Origin of the sequence: Flavobacterium collinsii (assembly GCF_902804485.1) — a bacterium.
Lineage (GTDB): Bacteria > Bacteroidota > Bacteroidia > Flavobacteriales > Flavobacteriaceae > Flavobacterium > Flavobacterium collinsii.
Genome location: NZ_CADCST010000146.1, coordinates 1 through 19,067, shown reverse-complemented (window position 1 = coordinate 19,067; position 19,067 = coordinate 1). Strand labels below are relative to the sequence as shown.

Below are 19,067 nucleotides of genomic sequence, written 5' to 3'. Positions count from 1 at the left end.
GAGTAAAGTAAGCAGGCAGACACTAAAAAAATAGTCCAGTAAAAGTTGCCAATTTTTATATCCTAAAAAATTTAGTTCCGGAATGATAATCTGAGGAATAAAAATTATTCCTGAATAGATAGTCCATATGATGATCTGAACTAAAATGAAAACGTGATTCTTTTTTTGAAACATTTTTATAAGTTATTTTGTCCTCAGCGGTGCGTGATACCCATAATACATTCCTGCGATAAAAGCGCCTACAAAGAGCAGGCAGATTACAACAATTATAGTCATTAGAATTTTTGCGGTTAATTTCATTAAGATAAAATTTTAAATAACAAATGGCTTATTTCAATAGTCAAAGCTATAATTATTTTGATCATAATTTTAAGTTTTAAAAACTTTGGCAATGTTGACATTGCCAAAGTTACATTTTAAATAATTAATTTTTAGGTTGAAAATCAGGGTGGCCTACTTGCCATAGTGCAAAGCTTAAAACATCAGCCACTTCTTCATAGGATTTTGCTTTTGAAGCTCCGCCAAAATGACCTGCTTCATAATCGACTTTTAATAAAGTTGGTTTTTTAGACGCATTTACCTCAAGTAATCTAGCGGCAAATTTAGCAGGAGACCAAACAATGATTCTAGGGTCGTTGAATCCTGCAGTTGTTAAGGTTGCGGGATAGTTAACACCTTCTTTAAGTTGTAAATAAGAATCCATTTCTATGAGAGCTTTGGCTTCATCTTCTATTTTTACGGTTCCAAATTCAGGTGTATTTGCAGGTCCGTTTGGTGCATTTTCACCTCTAACGGTATTCATGCTTCCTACTCCGGGAATGGCTACTGCATATAAATCAGGTCTTTCGGTAATGGCTCTTCCTACTAGAATTCCCCCGGCGCTTCTGCTGTAGATTGCCGTTTTTGCCGGATTTGTATATCCTTCCTTAATCATATATTCGGTGCAGGCAATTACGTCTTTCCAGGTATTTTGTTTTTTACTTTTTTGACCGTCCAGATGCCATTTTTCACCTAATTCTCCACCGCCTCTTACGTGAGCAACAGCAAGTATTCCGCCTCTTTCTACCCATAAAAGTAAACTTGGATTAAAACTAGGAGACATAGACATTCCGTAGGCACCGTAACCATAGAATAAAACAGGGTTCTTTGTGTCTTTTTTAATTCCTTTTTTATAAATAATGGATAGGGGAACTTCGACACCATCATGTGATTTAACCATTAGTTCTTCAATTTCAAAATTTTCAAATTCTGGATATTCAGTAATAGTAGAAAGCTCTTCTCTGGTAAAATTGTTTTTCTTTATATCGTATTTATAACGTTCTCCTTTGGTTGTCCAACCCGTTGTTCGAACCCATAAGTCTGAAAATTTGCTTCCTCTTGAAGTTAAAACAATAGTAGCAGATTTTTTGGGTGTTTTGATTTCGCTGTGTTTTTTTCCTTCAAAATCAGTGAAGAACAATTTACTTTCAATTCCGTTTTTTGTTTTGGTATAAAAAATCCCGTCTTTGGTAATCGTAATAGGGTTCAAATTGGCTTCTTTGTCCTCAGGGATCACCAGTGTCGCAGTTGCTAAATTTGGATTAGCCATACTGGTTTTTGTTACTTTAAATTTTGGAGCATTCAAACTCGTGAAAAAATAAATGTCTTTATCGCTGAAAGAAAAGTTTTTAATTTCATCTTTTCTGTCCGTCAGTAATTTCCAGCTAATTTTGGCATTATTCAAATCAGAACCTTTGGCAATAAACATTTTCATGTTCGGATTTACAGAATATGGCATCAGAAAAAGGATCTTACTGTCTACATCATAACCCATAAAAGGAATTTCTTCCTCTGCAATTTTTAATTCAGGATACATGGCCTTCGAAAAAATTACTTTATCCTGTGCTACATCATGTCCTACAACGTGCAATTTGGTTACAATATTCAATTGTGCTTTTGCATCATGGATATCGGCTGTTGGTGACTGTGCGTACAAAAACGATTTGTCATCGTTTAACCAGTTGGCATTTCCGAATCTTAACTTATCGATTTTATCAGCTAAAATTTTATTGTCAGCTACATTTATTAAAAGCATTTCGCTCATTTCGCCGCCATTTTTAGAAATATTTACGGCAATTAGTTTTCCGCTTTTATTTGGAGAAAAAGAGCTAATAGTAAAGATATCTTTTGCTTCACCTTTTAGCGTTTGTGGGTCAAAGATTAATGTTTCTTTTCCTTTCAAACCATTTCTTTTGTACAGTTTTGCGACCTGATCTTTTGGAGTTGTTTTTTGATAAAAGTAAGTACCGTCTTCCATAATTTGTGTTCCACTGATTGCTTCAGTGATTCTGTCATTTATAGAAGTTAATTCATCAATAAGCGTTTGTTTTCCCGGAATTGAGTTTAAAATATTGTTTGTGTAATCTGCCTGAGCCTTTAACCAGCTTAATGTTTGTTCATTTTTTAAATCCTCAAGGTTTCTGTATTTGTCTTCTACTGTAATTCCAAAATAAGTATCTGTAGCGGGAACTGATGGTGCTTTTTCGGGTTTGTTTTGTGCAAATAAATTTCCTGTAGAAATAATTCCAAGAGATAGAAAAGCGACCTTTTTAAATGTATTGGTTTTCATGATTAATGTTTTTTGATTGAGAGGATTAGATTAATTGAATACGATTACGGTGATAAATTTATAAAGCGCAAATCCGATTATAAATCCTATTATAAATGACTTAGTAATTTTGTAAACATTTACTTCTTTTTTAGTTTCCATGATTTTTAGGTTTAATGATTTGTTAATTTAAATAATTGATTGATTGATTGATTGATTGATTGATTGATTGATTGATTGATTGATTGATTGATTGATTGATTGATTGATTGATTTTTTACAAGTGAATTAAAAAACTAATGAAATTGGTAATAAGTCCGATTGCGAAACCAACAGCTAATGGTTTTAAAGCTTCGGTTGGAGTTTTAAAATTTATTTTGTTCATAATTTTGGTTTTTAAATTATTATTTCCTGTTTGATGTTTCAAAAGTAGCAACACATCAGCTGAAAATTTTAAAAAAAATGACGAACGGTTGATACAAGCATTTGAATGGTAAATGGTTCGCATTACATTAAATTAAAAGAAGTTTCTGGGTTGAAAACATTCTGCGCGAAAGCATTTAAAATTGATTTACTTTCCTATTTTTGCAAAAATAAAACCAATCCATTTTGAAAGATACTGCCAAACATCAAGGACTTCGCAATCAATTAGTAAGCACTTTAGAGCAAAAAGGAATTACTGATAAAGCGGTTTTGGATGCGATAAAAAAAATCCCGAGACACCTATTTTTAAATTCAAGTTTTGAAGATTATGCGTATCAGGATAAGGCATTTCCTATAGGAGCGGGGCAAACGATTTCTCAGCCTTACACAGTTGCATTTCAATCACAATTATTAGAGGTTAAAAAAGATCACAAGATTTTGGAAATTGGTACAGGATCAGGGTACCAAACAGCGGTTCTGTTTATGTTGGGAGCAAAAGTGTATAGTGTGGAAAGACAGAGTGAGTTGTTTAGAACAACATCTAATTTATTTCCGAAATTAAACATTCGCCCAAAGCACTTGTCTTTCGGAGATGGATATAAAGGATTACCAAGTTATGCACCCTTTGATAGTATTATTGTTACCGCCGGAGCTCCATTTATTCCGCAGCCTTTAATGGCGCAGCTTAAAATAGGAGGAAGGTTGGTTATTCCGTTAGGAGAAGATGTTCAGATTATGACTTTATTAATTCGAAAGAACGAAACACAATTTGAAAAACATGAGTTTGGAGAATTTCGATTTGTTCCTTTGTTAGAAGATAAAAATTAATACGAGAGCCCGCTGTAGATAGCGGGCTCTTATTTTATTGGCCAATAATACTAATATAACCCTCCAGACTTTCTTTTTCGATTTTGGCGATAAAGAATAAAAAATCTTCTTTGTCTTTTTTTGTTTGAGCGGTTTCTAAGGCTTGGTAATACTGCATTCTATTTTCGTAATCTCCTTTTATATTGGCGATCAGATAGCCTTTTTGCATTAAAATTAAATTCATGACTAATCTGGAGGTTCTACCGTTTCCATCAATAAAAGGGTGAATAGTAATTAATCTTTCGTGCATTTCGGCTGCAAGAATAACCGGATGTAATTTATTTTTGTTGATTTCATACCAAATAAAATACTCTTCCATTTCCTTTGCAACTAAAAAAGGCTGTGGAGGCATGTGACTGCTTCCCTGAATCATGATCTGTACTTTTCGATAACGGCCTGCATCTTCAGGAATTATACCTCTTAAAATTAAATTATGGATAGATAAAAGATCGCGTTCATTTAAGCTGTTGTTTTTTTGCATTAAATCTTTGATAAAACCTATCGCTTCCTGATGATTAATGGTTTCAAGATGTTCTCTCATACTTTTTCCTGAAATTGTCAAACCTTCGTTGATTACCATGTCGGTCTCGCGAAGCGTCATAGTATTTCCTTCAATTCGATTGCTTTCAAAAGTATATTCGAGTTCAAGTGCCTGACTGATTTTATAGCTATCAAACTGTCTGTAAGTATCCAGTTTTTCTTTTAAAACATCTATTTCACTAAGGATTTTTTCTAAAGTGGTTGATAATTTTAATTTGGAGACTGTTTTATTATATTTGATTTCTTTCTCTGCAACTTCAAGCGCTTTTAGAGCAAATTCATCATCACCAATTTCATGTAGAATTTTTTCTTTCAGCCATGCGATCATTAAAGTCTCATAGTCTATTCCTAGAAGTTGAGATAGCTTAACAATTTGATCTTTGGTTGGTTTTCGCGAACCGCTTTCAAATTTGCTTATTAAAGCTTGATCGATGCCAAGTAGTTGTGCTACTTCGCGGGTTTTTAGACCTTTTTGTTCTCTTGCATTTTTAAGGAGCGATCTCATTTCTACTTTATTTAAATTGTCTTGACAAATTTAGTCATAAATTTTGGTAGAAAAAAGCAATATTAGAATATTGCTTTTTAAAATACTATTTAGGAGGAAGTGAGCCGTCTTTTCTCATTTCTTTTACAACAGTTTGCATAATTGCATCAACTGTTTGGCCAAGATCTGTAACATATTCGGATTTGGTAGTTCCTGTCCAGATCAGTTTATTGTCCTTTAATGAAAAAACATTGGTTTCTACCATATAAGCAGTGCTTTCCTGATAATATCCGGGATCATAGAAATAGGGCGAGTACATTCCGTACCAGTTTCCAAAGCCATAACCATACATTCCGCTGTATAAACCATCGAATCCACCGTAGTAAATTCCTGTATAAGTTCCGGGAACATAATTGGTTTCTTTTTCTTTGCTTACCAGCCGCATTGTGATAACGCCATCAAAATTTTCGTCCTGCAAAATTTTTAATTTCTGCTCTTTGGTTAGTTGTGTGGTAGTTTCGTTTAAATATTGGTAAGAAGTTTTGAAAATAGGATTACCAGTGGCAATTCTATTTTCGACGGTTCTTCTTGAAGCCTCATCTTTTACTAAAGCGACAACTAAAACTTTTTTAAAATGCTCCTGAGCTACTGTTATATCTGGGTCTCTCCAACTGCTAACAATAGATGTATTGCTGCCACAACTTGAAAATATTGCAACAGTCATGAATAAAATTAAGTACTTTTTCATATTCTAAGGTTAAAATGTTTGTAGTAAAAATAACGATAAAATATAAATAAACATCTCTTTATGAGTGGTTTGGAAAGATGTTTTTTAGTTGTATGCTTTTTTTATCCGATCTAAATCGCGTTTGGTATCCTGTTCTTTCAGAGATTCGCGTTTGTCGTAGTTTTTCTTTCCTTTACAAAGGCCTATTTGAAGTTTTGCAAGTCCTTTTTCGTTGGTGAATAATTTCAACGGAACAATAGTAAGTCCTTTGGCCTGAACATTTTTATGCAATGTTTTAAGCTCCTTTTTATTTAAAAGTAATTTCCTCTCACTTCTGGATTTGTGATTGAATTGATTACCAAAAGAATACTCTTCAATATAAGTATTGATGGCAAAGAGCTCCATATTGTTAAATTCGCAGAAGCTTTCGGTAATATTTGCTTTACCCAGGCGTATAGATTTGATCTCGGTTCCTGATAAAACAATTCCGGCAGTATAAGTATCGATTATCTCATAATCAAACCGGGCTCTTTTATTAAGTATATTGACTGTTTTTAACATAGTGTACAAATGTAAAACAAAAATGAAAAACTTTAATAGAATCTGAAAGAATTAAACTTTTTTTTTAATCTATGATTTTAATCATATTTAAAGAAAAAGCTTACATATAAGTTTGTTGAATAATTTAAAACAAACTAAAACATGAAAAAGATTTTAACACTAGTAAGTATTGCATTTATTGGCTTAACAGCAAAAGCTCAGGATACAAACCAGGGTTTAAAAGGAACCTGGTTTGCAACATCGCAATTTGGTTACCAACAAACTAAAACAGGAGATGTTAAAAGCACAAACCTAACTGTATTGCCAGTTGTTGGAACATTTGTAACGCCTTCTGTTGCATTAGGAGCGGGATTTGGTATTATTAATATAAAATCTGAGGAAAAAGCCGGAACCGTAGCAAAAGCAGATTTGCTTGTTATTCAGCCATTAGCTAGAAAATATTGGAATGTGGCGAGTTCGTTGTATTTCTTCGGACAGTTGGCAGCTCCTATTATTACAGGAAAAGAGAAGGAAAGTGATTTAAAGATTAGTCAATACGGGCTATCAGTTTCGGGTGGATTTGATTATTTTATTAGTAAAAATTTCTCAGTTGAGTTCTCTTATAATCTGGCAAACTTTACATCTACCACATTAGATCCAAAAAATGGCGAGAAAACCACAGTAACTAATTTTGGACTGGCTCATGTCGCAAATGTTGAGCCTTTTTACAATACAGCTTTAGGTGGAAGTGCACCAAATTTGACTTCTCCACTTTCTTTCGGATTTAAATTTTTATTTTAAACATCATAAGGAACTTTTATTTGCGCAAAGCTCATAAAATTTAATATTAAAGGATTTTGCTTTGTGTTTTTTATTTGTGTTCTCTATAGTTAGAATAGTTGTAGTTTAATTTACTAGTTTTGTAAAAAAAAAAAAGACCGTGCTTTTTAAAGTACGGTCTTTTAGTATAATTATTTTAAAAATATAAAATGCAAAATCAATCGAAAGATCCTTTACATGGTATAACCCTTCAGAAAATAGTAGAAGCATTGGTAGAACACTATGGTTTCGATACTTTGGCAGAATTAATTCCAATAAAGTGTTTTGTTTCAAATCCAAGTGTAAAATCAAGCTTGACTTTTTTAAGAAAAACCGATTGGGCACGTAAAAAAGTAGAAGATTTATACATAAAATCACTGCCTAAATTGGCTAAGTAATTTATAATTTATAAGAAATCATAACGCCTCCGCGGTAGGGAAGCCATTCACCACTTTTGTTCCAGTTTTGTGCTTTTTCGTATCTACCAGGAGTTCCGTCATTGTAATAACCATGATAAAAACCTTGATGCCAGCCACCTCCAGCAAAAATATCCAATAAAAATTTATCGCTTAATTTGATATTGTATCCAACAGTAACTCCTAAGCGATAACCAAAACCATGTTCGTACATGTTAGTGTCCCAGTAGTTCCATTTTTGAATTTTGTAAAGGTCCGGTCCTGCGTGACCGCCTACATAAAAACCATTATAATTTTCTTTAAAATGGTAACGAAGTTCAGGTGTTAGTGTATAAAATTTCATTGGATTCTTTCCATCGAAAGACTCCCAAAATGACGCCATTACGTCAACACTAAAAGTTAGATTTTTTCCGATACTGGTTTCAATTCCAACATTTGGTACAGCTAATAAAGCGCTTGCAGCATTGAATTTAATAAAAGTCTGGCTTTGAGACTGAACCGAAAAAAAAAGAACAAGGGCAATAAAAAAATTTTTCATAAAATAGGCTTTCGTGATGTCGAAATAAGCTCTTTTTTCTTATTTCGACTGCAAATATAACGCAAACGAATAGTTACTATTATCCAGAACCATTAATTTAACAGGAATATTTTTTTGCCAAAAAGGTTAAGGTTTCTTATTGTTTAATAATGAGTAGATTACGCTGTCTAGATACTTGCCATCATAAAATTCACATTCTTTAAAATGTCCTTCTTTGATAAAGCCGCATTTTTGTAATACTTTTTCTGAAGCATAGTTTTCGGGGTCAATCACTGCTTCAATCGAGTGTAATTTTAATTCGTCAAATCCGTAAGTAATAAGTCGGTTGACAGATTCCGGAATGATTCCTTTTCCGTGAAATTCAGGTAGCAAGATATATCCAATTTCGGCGCGATGATGCTCGGGTTGCATTCTGTAATATCCTATAATACCTAGTAGTTTAGGATTGTCTTTTAAAGTAATTCCCCAATTGATTCCTTCATTGGCCACAATTTTGTCTTCAATCATTGCGATATGTTCTAAAGCTTCTTCAGAATTTTTGACTAAGGGACGTGGAATGAATTTCATCGTTTCAGGATTTGAACGCAATTCGAAAACTTCATTGACATCGTCATTTGTTATTCTTCGTAAAAGCAAACGTTCTGTTTCAATTACGGGGAATGGAGTAAAATTAAATTCCAGCATTTATTTGTAGATTATAATATTGATATACTAAACTTTGAATTAAAGGTTTGAAAGGATTCTAAAATTAAAACACCTTCTTTTTTGAATAAATCTCCTGAATTTTCAGCAGTATCCGAGTAGCCCAGCCAAGGTTCGATACAAATAAAAGGAGCTTGTGTTTTTGTCCAGATGCCTAAACTCGGAAAGTCTTCAAACTCAACCTTAATATAGGGTTTGGAGTTTTGAAGAAGGGTTAATGAATTTGATTCTAAGGTTTTAAAAATCAATGCGTCGTTTTTAAATAATTCGTAGTGTAGAGGAATTAGATTATTTTGACTTTCCAGGACTTTTGTTTTGTTGGAAATTAGATCATTTTCCAGAAGGTAATACTCGAGAACCTCCTGTTTTTCGAATTGGAATGCATAATTTTCGAAATTTTGAGGCAAAGCAATCGCGGGATGAGCTCCTATAGAAAAAGGCATTTTATTCTGACCTGTGTTAATTACTTTGTATTCAATACTTAATGTTGTATTTTCAATAGTGTAAATAAGCTGCAGTTCAAATTCAAAAGGATATTTTTGTAATGTTTCGGGATCTGATTTTAAAGAGAAAATGGCCTTGCTTTCTGTTTTGTCTATTAATTGAAAATCCATATCACGTGCAAAACCGTGTCTCGGCAATTGGTACTCTTTTCCATCAATTGTATAAGTATCGTTTTTCAGAGTACCTACGATAGGGAAAAGTACAGGAGAATGTTTGCTCCAGAAGCTTGGATTACCTTCCCATATGTATTCATTATTTTGATTGTCTTTTAATGAAAATAATTCCGCTCCGAAATGTTTTATTGAGACGCTTAGCGCTGAATTGTAGATAGTTGTATTCAAAGTGCTTAAAAATGAAAAGAGTTAGTTTTATGTTGATGTAAATATATTTTATAAATTTTAGTTTTTTAAGAAAATGGCTTAAAATATTTTTGAATAAAATTTAATTTTCATTTCAGAATTTCTATTTAAATAGCTTTTTTTTTCATTAATTTGCTATATAAACAGCTAAAAAATATGAAAATACAATCCTCAAAAGCCTTATTAACTATGGCTTTGTTTGTTGGAATTTCCTCTGGTTGGGCACAGCAAACGCCTGCAACAACAGTAGCAAATCCCGTTAATAACTACAACTATCACGATGCATTTGGACCAAATTTTTATACCAAAAACGGTACGCCAACACGTTCTGCAAATGGTCAGCCAGGAGTTGAATATTGGCAAAACAGAGCCGATTATCAGATAACCGCAAAATTAAACGGAACTACAAATGAGATTATCGGTACAGATGAAATTACCTATACCAATAATAGCCCGGATAAAATGTCGTTTGTATGGTTGAATTTAGATCAAAATTTATTCAAAAGTGATTCAAGAGGAAATGCGGTAGTGCCAGTTTCTGGAAGCCGTAATGGGGCTCAGGGACAGGTTTTTGATGGAGGAAATAAAATTAAATCGGTTAAAGTAATTTCAGGTGGAAAGAAAAAGACCGAAATCGAGGCAAAATACGTAATTACAGACACCAGAATGCAAATATTCCTTCCGGAAATACTGGCATCAAAAGGAGGAGCTGTAAAAATTAAAATCGAGTTTTCGTTTATTGCACCTTTTGAAGGCTCAGACAGAATGGGAGTTTTAGAAACTAAAAATGGTAAAATTTTCACTATTGCACAATGGTATCCGCGTATGTGTGTGTACGATGATGTAAAAGGATGGAATACTGCACCGTACCTGGGAGCTTCTGAGTTTTACTTGGAATACGGTAATTTTGATGTTAAACTTACAGTTCCTGCGAACCATTTTGTTGTAGGTTCAGGAGAATTGCTGAATGGAGCTGAAGTGCTGCCGGCTGAGCAGTTTAAACGTTACAAGGAAGCTTCTTTAAGCGATAAAACAGTTTCGATCCGTACTGCTGAAGAGGTTGCATCAACAGCAAATTTGAATGCTTCGGGACAGAAAACATGGCATTATCAAATAAAAAATGCGCGTGATTTTTCTTGGGCATCCTCTCCGGCTTTTATTTTGGATGGAGCAAAAATTAATTTGCCTAGTGGTAAAAAAGCATTGGCTTTATCTGCTTATCCGGTAGAAAGTGCAGGACAAGATGCTTACGGACGTTCAACGGAATATGTAAAAGCATCGATTGAAAATTACTCTAAAAGATGGTTTGAATATCCTTATCCGGTAGCGACAAACGTTGCAGGAAATGAAGGTGGAATGGAATATCCGGGAATTGTTTTTTGTGGTTGGGAGTCAAAAGGACAAGATTTATGGGGGGTAACAGATCATGAATTTGGACATATCTGGTTTCCTATGATTGTGGGTTCGAACGAAAGATTGTTCGGCTGGATGGATGAAGGTTTTAATACTTTTATCAATTCATTGAGTACAGCAGATTTTAATAAAGGAGAGTATGTTGAAAAACCAACAGACTTGCACAAAGGGGCAGAGTCTTTTACAAGACCTGACTTAGAAACGGTGATGAGTTCTCCTGACAATATGAAAGAGGCAAATATTGGTATGTTATGTTATTTCAAGCCAAGTACAGCTTTAATAATATTGAGAGAACAAGTATTAGGAAAAGAACGTTTTGATACTGCTTTCCGTACTTATATTGAACGTTGGGCTTACAAACATCCACAACCGGATGACTTTTTCAGATCGATGGAAAATGTTGCAGGTGAAGATTTAAGTTGGTTTTGGAGAAGCTGGTTTGTGAACAACTGGCGTTTTAATCAAGGGATTAATTCAATTAAGTACATAAAAAATGATCCGGCAAAAGGAGTTGCCATTACAGTTGAGAATTTCGATAAAATGGCATTGCCAGTTGTTTTGGATGTGAAAACAAAGAGCGGAAAAGTTTCAAGAGTAAAACTACCTGTAGAAATTTGGCAACGTAATAATGTTTGGACTTTCAAACACGATTCTACTGAAGAAATAGATAGTATAACACTTGATCCTGATCATGTTTTCCCAGATAATAACGAAACAAATAATGTTTGGACAGCTGCAAATGGTAAAATAGAAAAAGATGTAGTTTTAGATGGTTATTTAGGAACATACTCAACTTCAAGAGCACCTTTGAAAATTGATTTTACAGAAAAGAATAATGCATTGAATGTTCTGATAACAAACTATCCGAAGTTTACTGTAAAGGCTGTAGAAAATGAAAAAGATGTCTTTCAATCAGCTGAAGCCGGATTAAAATTCAAATTTAACGAGGCTAAAACAGGTTTTGATATGATTATTTTAAGTAGTGGTGATGCAATACCGTTTACTAAAAATTAGAAATATAAAAAGTAAATAATTAAGAACCCGATAGTTATTTGTAATTATCGGGTTTTTTATTGTCCAATTCTAACATTTCATTAAAAAAATGTTAGAATTTTATTTTTTTGTTTCATAAATAAAAAAATAATGTACTTTTGCAGTCGATGAATAAAATAAGTTTACATATAACTTCTTTGTCACGGACAAACTCAGCTGTAACTTCTCCCGAAGTACGGACACTATCTCTATAGTATCCACAGAGTTTTTCGCCGCGTATTTATTTATATTCATTTTTCATTTTGAAATCACATCATTTGTCCATTGGACAAACATATCCTAAAAGTATATCTTATTTTTTGAATTTTCTTGGTCAAGTTTTTGATTTTGAGAATCTTACTGCTATTTTGTTTATTTTTATTGGATTGAATTCAGGATTTCAAACTAAACATTACGTTTTAATTTTTAACTCTAACTTCAACTATTGAAATGAAAATCTCTATTGTTGTTACTCAGGAAGAACACTTCAAATTCGCACAGGAAATTTGCGATACAATAGAATCATCTGCCTTATTAAGAGGTACTGGGATTGCTAAAAGAACTCCTGAATACATTCAGAAAAAAATGTCGAACGGTGATGCGATGATTGCTTTGGCAGATGGGAAGTTTGCAGGTTTTTGTTACATCGAAAGTTGGCAGCACGGAAAATTCGTGGCGCATTCCGGCTTAATTGTGCATCCGGATTACAGAAGTTTAGGTTTAGCCAAAAAAATCAAGTCAAAAGTTTTCGATTATTCTCTGGAAAGATATCCGGATGCCAAGATATTTGGTATTACAACTGGTTTGGCAGTAATGAAAATAAACTCTGATTTAGGATATAAGCCTGTTCCGTTTTCTGAACTAACTACCGATCCAAGTTTTTGGGCGGGTTGTAAAACCTGTACAAATTATGAAATACTAAAAAGCAAGGAAAACAAAATGTGCCTTTGTACAGGGATGTTGTACGACCCAAAGGACAAACAAAAAGAACCGCCGAAACACCCTTTTAACGTGGCTGTTTTAAGCAGGTTAAAAAAAATCAAACAGGCTTTGTTTCTGAATAAAACCTTGTTTTTCGGGTTCTTATCTTAAGAATCAAACTAAAAATGAAATCTCAAACTTGCTATATACGAAAGTATTAGCCTAAATTATAAAAAAATGAAAAAAGTAGTATTAGCTTATAGCGGAGGATTAGATACCTCGTATTGTTTGAAATATTTAAAAAATGAAAAAGGATACGAAGTTCATACCGTTCTTGTTGATACAGGAGGATTTGATGAAGAAGAATTATCAGCTATCGAAAAAAGAGCTTATGAGCTAGGGAGTGCACAACATGCTAACCTGACAATAGTAGATAAATATTATGATAAAGCTATAAAGTATTTGATTTTTGGAAACGTATTAAAAAACAATACCTATCCGTTATCAGTGAGTGCTGAGCGTGTTTTTCAGGCAATCGAAGCTATTAAATATGCTAAAAAAGTAGGTGCAAATGCCATTGCACATGGAAGTACTGGTGCAGGAAATGATCAGATTCGTTTTGATTTGATTTTTCAAACCATTGCTCCTGAAATTGAAATTATTACGCCAATAAGAGATTTAAAACTTTCCAGACAGGAAGAAGTAGATTATTTGTCTAAAAATGGTGTTCATTATTCTTGGGAAAAAGCACAATATTCGATCAATAAAGGACTTTGGGGTACCAGCGTTGGAGGTAAAGAAACTCTAACATCAAGTGAGCCGTTGCCAAGTGAAGCTTATCCTTCTCAATTGCAAAAAGAAGGAGAAGAAAAGGTGACGTTGCATTTTGAGCAGGGAGAACTGGTGGCATTAAATGGAAAGAAAGATGTTCCTGAGAAAAATATTGTCAAACTTGAAAAACTGGCAAATGCTTATGCTATTGGAAGAGATATTCACGTAGGGGATACCATTATCGGAATTAAAGGAAGAGTTGGTTTTGAGGCTGCTGCACCGTTAATTATCATCAAAGCACATCATTTACTAGAGAAACATACGCTTGGTAAATGGCAGCAATACTGGAAAGAACAATTAGGAAACTGGTACGGAATGTTGTTTCATGAAGGTCAGTTTTTGGATCCGGTGATGCGTAACATCGAAACCTTTTTGCAGGATACTCAAAAAACAGTTAATGGAACTGTAACAGTTTCATTGAAACCCTATCATTTTTCACTTGACGGTATTGAATCTAATAACGATTTAATGAATACAGGCTTTGGTCAATATGGGGAAATGAATAATGCCTGGACATCTGATGATGCAAAAGGATTTATTAAGATTTTAGGTAATGCTCAAAACATATTTTCATCTGTAAACCATTTAGATCATGATTAATGTTGGAATAATTGGTGGTTCGGGCTATACGGCTGGAGAACTCATTAGAATTTTAATGTATCACCCCAATGTAAACATAGATTTCGTTTACAGTACGACAAATGCCGGAAAACCACTTTCTGTGGCACATCAGGATTTGATGGGGGATATTGAAATGAACTTTACAGATGTTGTAAATCCGAATGTAAATGTGGTGTTTTTGTGTCTTGGACATGGAAAATCTATTTCATTTCTAAAGGAAAATCAGTTTGCAAGCCACACGAAAATCATTGATTTAGGAAATGATTTCAGATTAAACAAAGATGCTCATTTTGAAGGAAAAGATTTTATTTACGGTTTGCCGGAACTAAATAAAGCAGCTATCAAAAAAGCAAATTACATTGCAAATCCAGGTTGTTTTGCTACAGCGATTCAATTGGCATTATTGCCTTTAGCGAAAAGCAATCTGCTGCTTAATGATGTACATATTAATGCAACAACCGGAAGTACCGGAGCGGGAGTAGGGCTTTCAGAAACCTCACATTTTAGCTGGAGGAACAATAATATGTCTCATTATAAGGCTTTTGAACATCAGCATTTAGGTGAAATTGGAGAGAGTCTGGTTCAGTTGCAGGAAGATTTTGAAAGTGAATTGCTTTTTATTCCGAACAGAGGAGATTTTCCAAGAGGAATTTTCGCTACTTTATATACAATTTCTGATGAGAGTTTGGAACAAACAGTTGCTAAATATCAAGAGTTCTATAAAAATGAGCCTTTTGTTACCGTAACAACGACAAATATCAATATGAAACAAGTCGTTCAAACGAACAAATGTATCATTAGTTTATTAAAAAAAGGAAACCGGATTTTGATCACTTCAATTATTGACAATTTAACCAAAGGTGCTTCAGGACAAGCTATTCAAAACATGAATTTAATGTTTGGATTAGAAGAAACCACCGGTTTACATTTGAAACCAAGCGGATTTTAGTAAAAATTTGTTTCAAGTTTCAGGTTTCACGTTCTATACGTAACTTGAGATTTGAAACTCAAATCAAGTTCAGGTTTAAGTTCCAGGTTTAACGTTTATCGAGCAACTTGTAACATGAAACATGAAACAAAATAAACAAAAAAAGATGAACTTATTCAACGTATACCCACTTTATAACATAACTCCTGTAAAAGCGTTAGACTGCACAATTACAGATAATAACGGAGTAGAATATTTAGACTTATATAGCGGACATGGTGTGATCTCAATTGGACATACACAACCGGATTATGTCGCCAAATTAAAAGATCAATTAGATCATTTAGGATTTTATTCCAACGCCATTCAGAATCCATTACAGGTAGAACTGGCTCAGAAATTAGGAAAGCTTTCAGGATTAGAAGATTATGAATTGTTTTTATGCAGTTCTGGTGCCGAAGCCAATGAAAATGCTTTGAAATTAGCCTCCTTTCATAACGGAAAATCAAGAGTTGTAGCTTTTGATAATTCTTTTCACGGAAGAACTTCTGCCGCTGTTGCAGTTACTGATAATAAGAAGATCGTAGCACCAATTAATGCGCAGCAGGAAGTTACTTTTTTACCATTAAATCAAATCGAATTAGTTGAAGCAGAACTGGCCAAAGGTGATGTTACTGCTGTAATTATTGAAGGAATTCAGGGTGTAGGAGGTTTAGACGAGGGGACAACCGAATTTTTTCAGGCTTTAGAAAAAACGTGTAAAAAACATGATGTGGTTTTGATTTTAGACGAAGTGCAATCAGGATACGGAAGAAGTGGAAAATTCTTCGCGTTCCAGCATCACGGAATCAACGCCGATATTATTTCAGTAGCAAAAGGAATGGGGAACGGATTTCCGGTAGGAGCCATTTTAATCTCGCCAAAATTTGAAGCAAGTTTCGGATTATTGGGAACTACTTTCGGCGGAAGCCATTTATCTTGTGCTGCGGGAATTGCGGTTTTAGATGTAATTGAAAAACTAGATTTACAGAAAAATGTGAACGAAGTTTATGAATATTTCTTAGAAAAAATTAAAGAAGTCGAAGGCATCAAACAAGTAAAAGGAAAAGGTTTAATGCTTGGAGTAGAGTTTGATTTTGATGTTGCGGCTTTAAGAAAAAAGTTAATCATCGAAAAACACATTTTTACAGGAAGCGCCAACAATAAAAATCTACTTAGAATTTTACCGCCACTTACAGTAAAGAAAGCTGATATTGATACGTTTGTAAAAGCTCTAAAAGAAAGTTTAGAAGAACTGAAAAATTAAGTTTACGATATACTGTTAATTCGTTTAATTGGTTAATCGATTGAACGAATTAACGATTAACCAATTAAACCGAAAAAATGAATCCATTATCAATTGAAAAACGCAATCTCGTTTTGCGGTCTATGGCAAAGCTTGTCGAGCAGGAGCGGAGTAGCATTATTCTCACCAACCAGGAGGATTTACTGGCTTATGAAGGCTCAGATTTAGCGATGGAAGAACGACTGAAAGTAGATGATAAAAAAGTAGATGAGATGATTTTATCTCTCAACCAACTGGCTTCGCAAGAAGATCCTGTTGGAGTAGAGCGCTTTCATTTTGTTCATGATAATGGTATAAAAGTGATTAATAAAACAGCCGCTTTCGGAACGATTTTAATCATTTACGAATCCCGCCCGGATGTTACAATTGAAGCGGGAGGAATTGCCTTTAAATCCGGAAATAAGATCTTATTAAAAGGAGGAAAAGAAGCTTTAAAATCAAACTTAAAAATTGTGGATTTATGGCATCAGGCTTTAGCAGAAAATGGAGTTTCGAAAGACTGGGTGGAGTATTTGAACTATAATCGAACAGAAACTCAGTCTTTTTTAGAAAAACCAACTCAAAAAGTAGATTTAATAGTTCCAAGAGGCGGAGAAAAATTAATTGAGTTTGTAAAAGCGCACGCAACTTGTCCTGTTATCGTAAGCGGACGAGGAAATAATTTTGTGTACGTTCATGAAAAGGCGGATACAGATTTGGCTTTGAAAATAATTATAAATGCCAAAACCTCTAAAATATCGGCTTGTAATGCGGTCGATAAAGTCTTAATAGATTCTAAGTTGCCCAATTTTGAGGGGTTTACAGCTATTTTAATAGCAGAATTAAAGCAATTTAACGTAGAAGTAATTGTGGATGAGTCTTTAAAAAGTTTTGAAGATACAGAAACGCTTCAAAATGAAGATATCTGGTACGAGGAATTTCTGGATTATAAAATAGTAATAGGTTCCATCGATTCTGAAGAAAATGCAATTGAGAAAATAAACAAATATTGTGGAGGGCATTCGGCAGTAATTATTACGAGAGATGACAAAGCAGCGCAGGAATTTATGGATGCTGTTGATACCGCCGCTGTTTATCAAAATGCTTCAACCCGTTTTACAGACGGAGGACAATTTGGTCTGGGCGGAGAATTAGCGATAAGTACCGATAAATTGCATCAGCGGGGTCCTATCGGACTTCAGCATCTCGTAACCAATAAATGGTACGTGTACGGAGAAGGGCAAATTAGGTAATTGAGGCAATTGGACAATTAGATAGTTAGTTTTCTCCAAATTTTAAATTGATGATTAACGATTTTAAATTTCGAACGATTGGAATTTGGAATTTTAAAACTTAAAATTTATTAAGGAAAAAGCTTTGCGAACTTAGCGTTTATCCAGACAAAGAAATTAAAATACCTTGCGCCCTTTGCGGTTAAATAGGAGAATATGACAAATAAGATAATTAAGGGAATTAAGGGAATTAGATAATTAGACAATTCTGAAAAAAAACTTAGAATCTTAAAACCTTAGCACCTTAGCACCTTTAAAAAATGAGTAAGAAGAGGATTTTATTAAAAATAGGAAGCAATACTTTAACCAAAGAAACCAATCATATTTCGCGGGGAAAGATTGAAGACCTCGGGATGCAGATTGCTGCTTTAAACAAAGATTACGAGTTTGTAATCGTGAGTTCAGGAGCAATCGCAGCAGCAAAGCAGTTTGTAAAGCTTGAAAGTAAAGGAAAAGAAATTGTAGTTAAACAAGCATTAGCTTCAATTGGTCAGCCCCATTTAATGCGGATTTTCCATGAAAACTTCAGTGATTTAGGTTTATTGACTTCACAGTGTTTATTATCCTATTCTGATTTCGAAAAGGAACAGTCTAAAGTCAATATAGTCAATACCATAAACGTTTTGGTCGAGAACAACTACATTCCGATTATTAATGAAAATGATACCGTTGCTACAGATGAGATACAGTTTGGAGATAACGATAAGCTGGCAGCATTAACAGCAGTGTTGCTAAATGTTGATATTCTGATTATTGCCACTAATACAAATGGAATTTATACGAAAAATTCTATTCACAATGAAAATCCTGAAACGATCAAACTGGTACAGGATTTAAAAGTTTTAGAAAAAGAAATTGGAGAATCAAAATCATCACATGGAACAGGAGGGATGCATTCAAAAATAGAAGCAGCCGCAATTGCAAAAGCAGCCAATATTGAAACCTGGATCGTTAATGGCTTAAATGATAATTTTATTTTAAAAGCCTTGAAAAACGAAATTTCATTTACGAAAATCGTTTAATGGAACGCAGATGACACGGATTCGCTTTGCGAAAACGCGGATTTAAACAGATTTTTATACTTGGTTTAATTTAAATATAGTGTATTTCATTCAAATTTGTTTTTTATGAAATTATTGCATCAAGAATTAACCGAAGTAATTATTTAAACTTTTTACGAAGTTTATAATGAATTGGGA

The 19,067-nt window shown here is 33.8% G+C and carries 17 protein-coding genes; 10 read left to right on the top strand and 7 right to left on the bottom strand.

Going from position 1 to position 19,067, the window contains the following annotated elements; translation table 11 throughout:
* Window positions 1-424: 424 nt before the first annotated feature.
* Entirely contained in the window at window positions 425-2,608 is a 2,184-nt protein-coding gene (locus tag FLA105534_RS21975; protein ID WP_173968222.1) for a prolyl oligopeptidase family serine peptidase, read from the bottom strand.
* 588 nt (window positions 2,609-3,196) lie between these two features.
* Between FLA105534_RS21975 and FLA105534_RS21970 the strand changes: the two genes are divergently transcribed.
* Window positions 3,197-3,838 carry a protein-L-isoaspartate(D-aspartate) O-methyltransferase gene (locus FLA105534_RS21970; protein ID WP_017497113.1) on the top strand — a complete coding sequence of 214 codons (642 nt, stop codon included), beginning with the start codon at window positions 3,197-3,199 and terminating at the stop codon, window positions 3,836-3,838.
* Window positions 3,839-3,872: 34 nt separating this feature from the next.
* Here FLA105534_RS21970 and FLA105534_RS21965 read toward each other — a convergent pair whose 3' ends face one another.
* The 3 genes from FLA105534_RS21965 to smpB form a co-directional block, all read right to left on the bottom strand.
* Window positions 3,873-4,922 carry a Fic family protein gene (locus FLA105534_RS21965; protein ID WP_173968221.1) on the bottom strand — a complete coding sequence of 350 codons (1,050 nt, stop codon included), beginning with the start codon at window positions 4,920-4,922 and terminating at the stop codon, window positions 3,873-3,875.
* Between the two features lie 85 nt (window positions 4,923-5,007).
* A complete protein-coding gene (locus FLA105534_RS21960; protein ID WP_173968220.1) occupies window positions 5,008-5,649 on the bottom strand; it encodes a hypothetical protein in 642 nt (213 codons plus the stop codon).
* Window positions 5,650-5,733: 84 nt separating this feature from the next.
* Complete coding sequence (gene smpB, locus FLA105534_RS21955) at window positions 5,734-6,189, bottom strand: SsrA-binding protein SmpB (protein WP_017497111.1); 456 nt, start codon at window positions 6,187-6,189, stop codon at window positions 5,734-5,736.
* Between the two features lie 141 nt (window positions 6,190-6,330).
* Here smpB and FLA105534_RS21950 point away from each other — a divergent pair, with 141 nt between their 5' ends.
* Both FLA105534_RS21950 and FLA105534_RS21945 read left to right on the top strand, forming a co-directional pair.
* Entirely contained in the window at window positions 6,331-6,969 is a 639-nt protein-coding gene (locus FLA105534_RS21950; RefSeq protein WP_173968219.1) for a porin family protein, read from the top strand.
* Between the two features lie 188 nt (window positions 6,970-7,157).
* Window positions 7,158-7,385, top strand: coding sequence for a VF530 family protein (locus tag FLA105534_RS21945; RefSeq protein WP_173968218.1), 228 nt, complete (start codon window positions 7,158-7,160; stop codon window positions 7,383-7,385).
* A 1-nt stretch (window position 7,386) separates the two neighbouring features.
* On the opposite strand, the gene FLA105534_RS21940 is transcribed toward FLA105534_RS21945, so the two are convergent.
* The 3 genes from FLA105534_RS21940 to FLA105534_RS21930 all read right to left on the bottom strand — a co-directional run bounded on the left by FLA105534_RS21940 (window position 7,387) and on the right by FLA105534_RS21930 (window position 9,488).
* A complete protein-coding gene (locus FLA105534_RS21940) occupies window positions 7,387-7,941 on the bottom strand; it encodes a DUF3575 domain-containing protein (RefSeq protein ID WP_173968217.1) in 555 nt (184 codons plus the stop codon).
* A 126-nt stretch (window positions 7,942-8,067) separates the two neighbouring features.
* A complete protein-coding gene (locus tag FLA105534_RS21935) occupies window positions 8,068-8,625 on the bottom strand; it encodes a GNAT family N-acetyltransferase (protein ID WP_173968216.1) in 558 nt (185 codons plus the stop codon).
* 11 nt (window positions 8,626-8,636) lie between these two features.
* Window positions 8,637-9,488: an aldose 1-epimerase family protein gene (locus FLA105534_RS21930; RefSeq protein ID WP_173968215.1), complete on the bottom strand. Its 852-nt coding sequence runs from the start codon at window positions 9,486-9,488 to the stop codon at window positions 8,637-8,639.
* Between the two features lie 174 nt (window positions 9,489-9,662).
* Between FLA105534_RS21930 and FLA105534_RS21925 the strand changes: the two genes are divergently transcribed.
* From FLA105534_RS21925 to proB, 7 genes are all read left to right on the top strand, one after another.
* Window positions 9,663-11,933, top strand: a complete 2,271-nt coding sequence (locus FLA105534_RS21925; RefSeq protein WP_173968214.1) for a M1 family metallopeptidase — start codon at window positions 9,663-9,665, stop codon at window positions 11,931-11,933.
* A gap of 468 nt (window positions 11,934-12,401) precedes the next feature.
* Window positions 12,402-13,043, top strand: coding sequence for a GNAT family N-acetyltransferase (locus FLA105534_RS21920; RefSeq protein WP_173968213.1), 642 nt, complete (start codon window positions 12,402-12,404; stop codon window positions 13,041-13,043).
* 66 nt (window positions 13,044-13,109) lie between these two features.
* A complete protein-coding gene (locus tag FLA105534_RS21915; protein ID WP_173968212.1) occupies window positions 13,110-14,303 on the top strand; it encodes an argininosuccinate synthase in 1,194 nt (397 codons plus the stop codon).
* A complete protein-coding gene (gene argC, locus FLA105534_RS21910; protein ID WP_173968211.1) occupies window positions 14,296-15,273 on the top strand; it encodes an N-acetyl-gamma-glutamyl-phosphate reductase in 978 nt (325 codons plus the stop codon). The genes FLA105534_RS21915 and argC overlap by 8 nt, the downstream gene beginning before the upstream one ends.
* A 145-nt stretch (window positions 15,274-15,418) precedes the next feature.
* On the top strand, window positions 15,419-16,558 hold the full coding sequence (locus FLA105534_RS21905; RefSeq protein ID WP_173968210.1) for an aspartate aminotransferase family protein: 1,140 nt from the start codon (window positions 15,419-15,421) through the stop codon (window positions 16,556-16,558).
* Window positions 16,559-16,635: 77 nt separating this feature from the next.
* A complete protein-coding gene (locus tag FLA105534_RS21900) occupies window positions 16,636-17,829 on the top strand; it encodes a glutamate-5-semialdehyde dehydrogenase (RefSeq protein ID WP_173968209.1) in 1,194 nt (397 codons plus the stop codon).
* Window positions 17,830-18,128: 299 nt separating this feature from the next.
* A complete protein-coding gene (gene proB / locus FLA105534_RS21895; RefSeq protein WP_173968208.1) occupies window positions 18,129-18,890 on the top strand; it encodes a glutamate 5-kinase in 762 nt (253 codons plus the stop codon).
* Window positions 18,891-19,067: the final 177 nt, after the last annotated feature.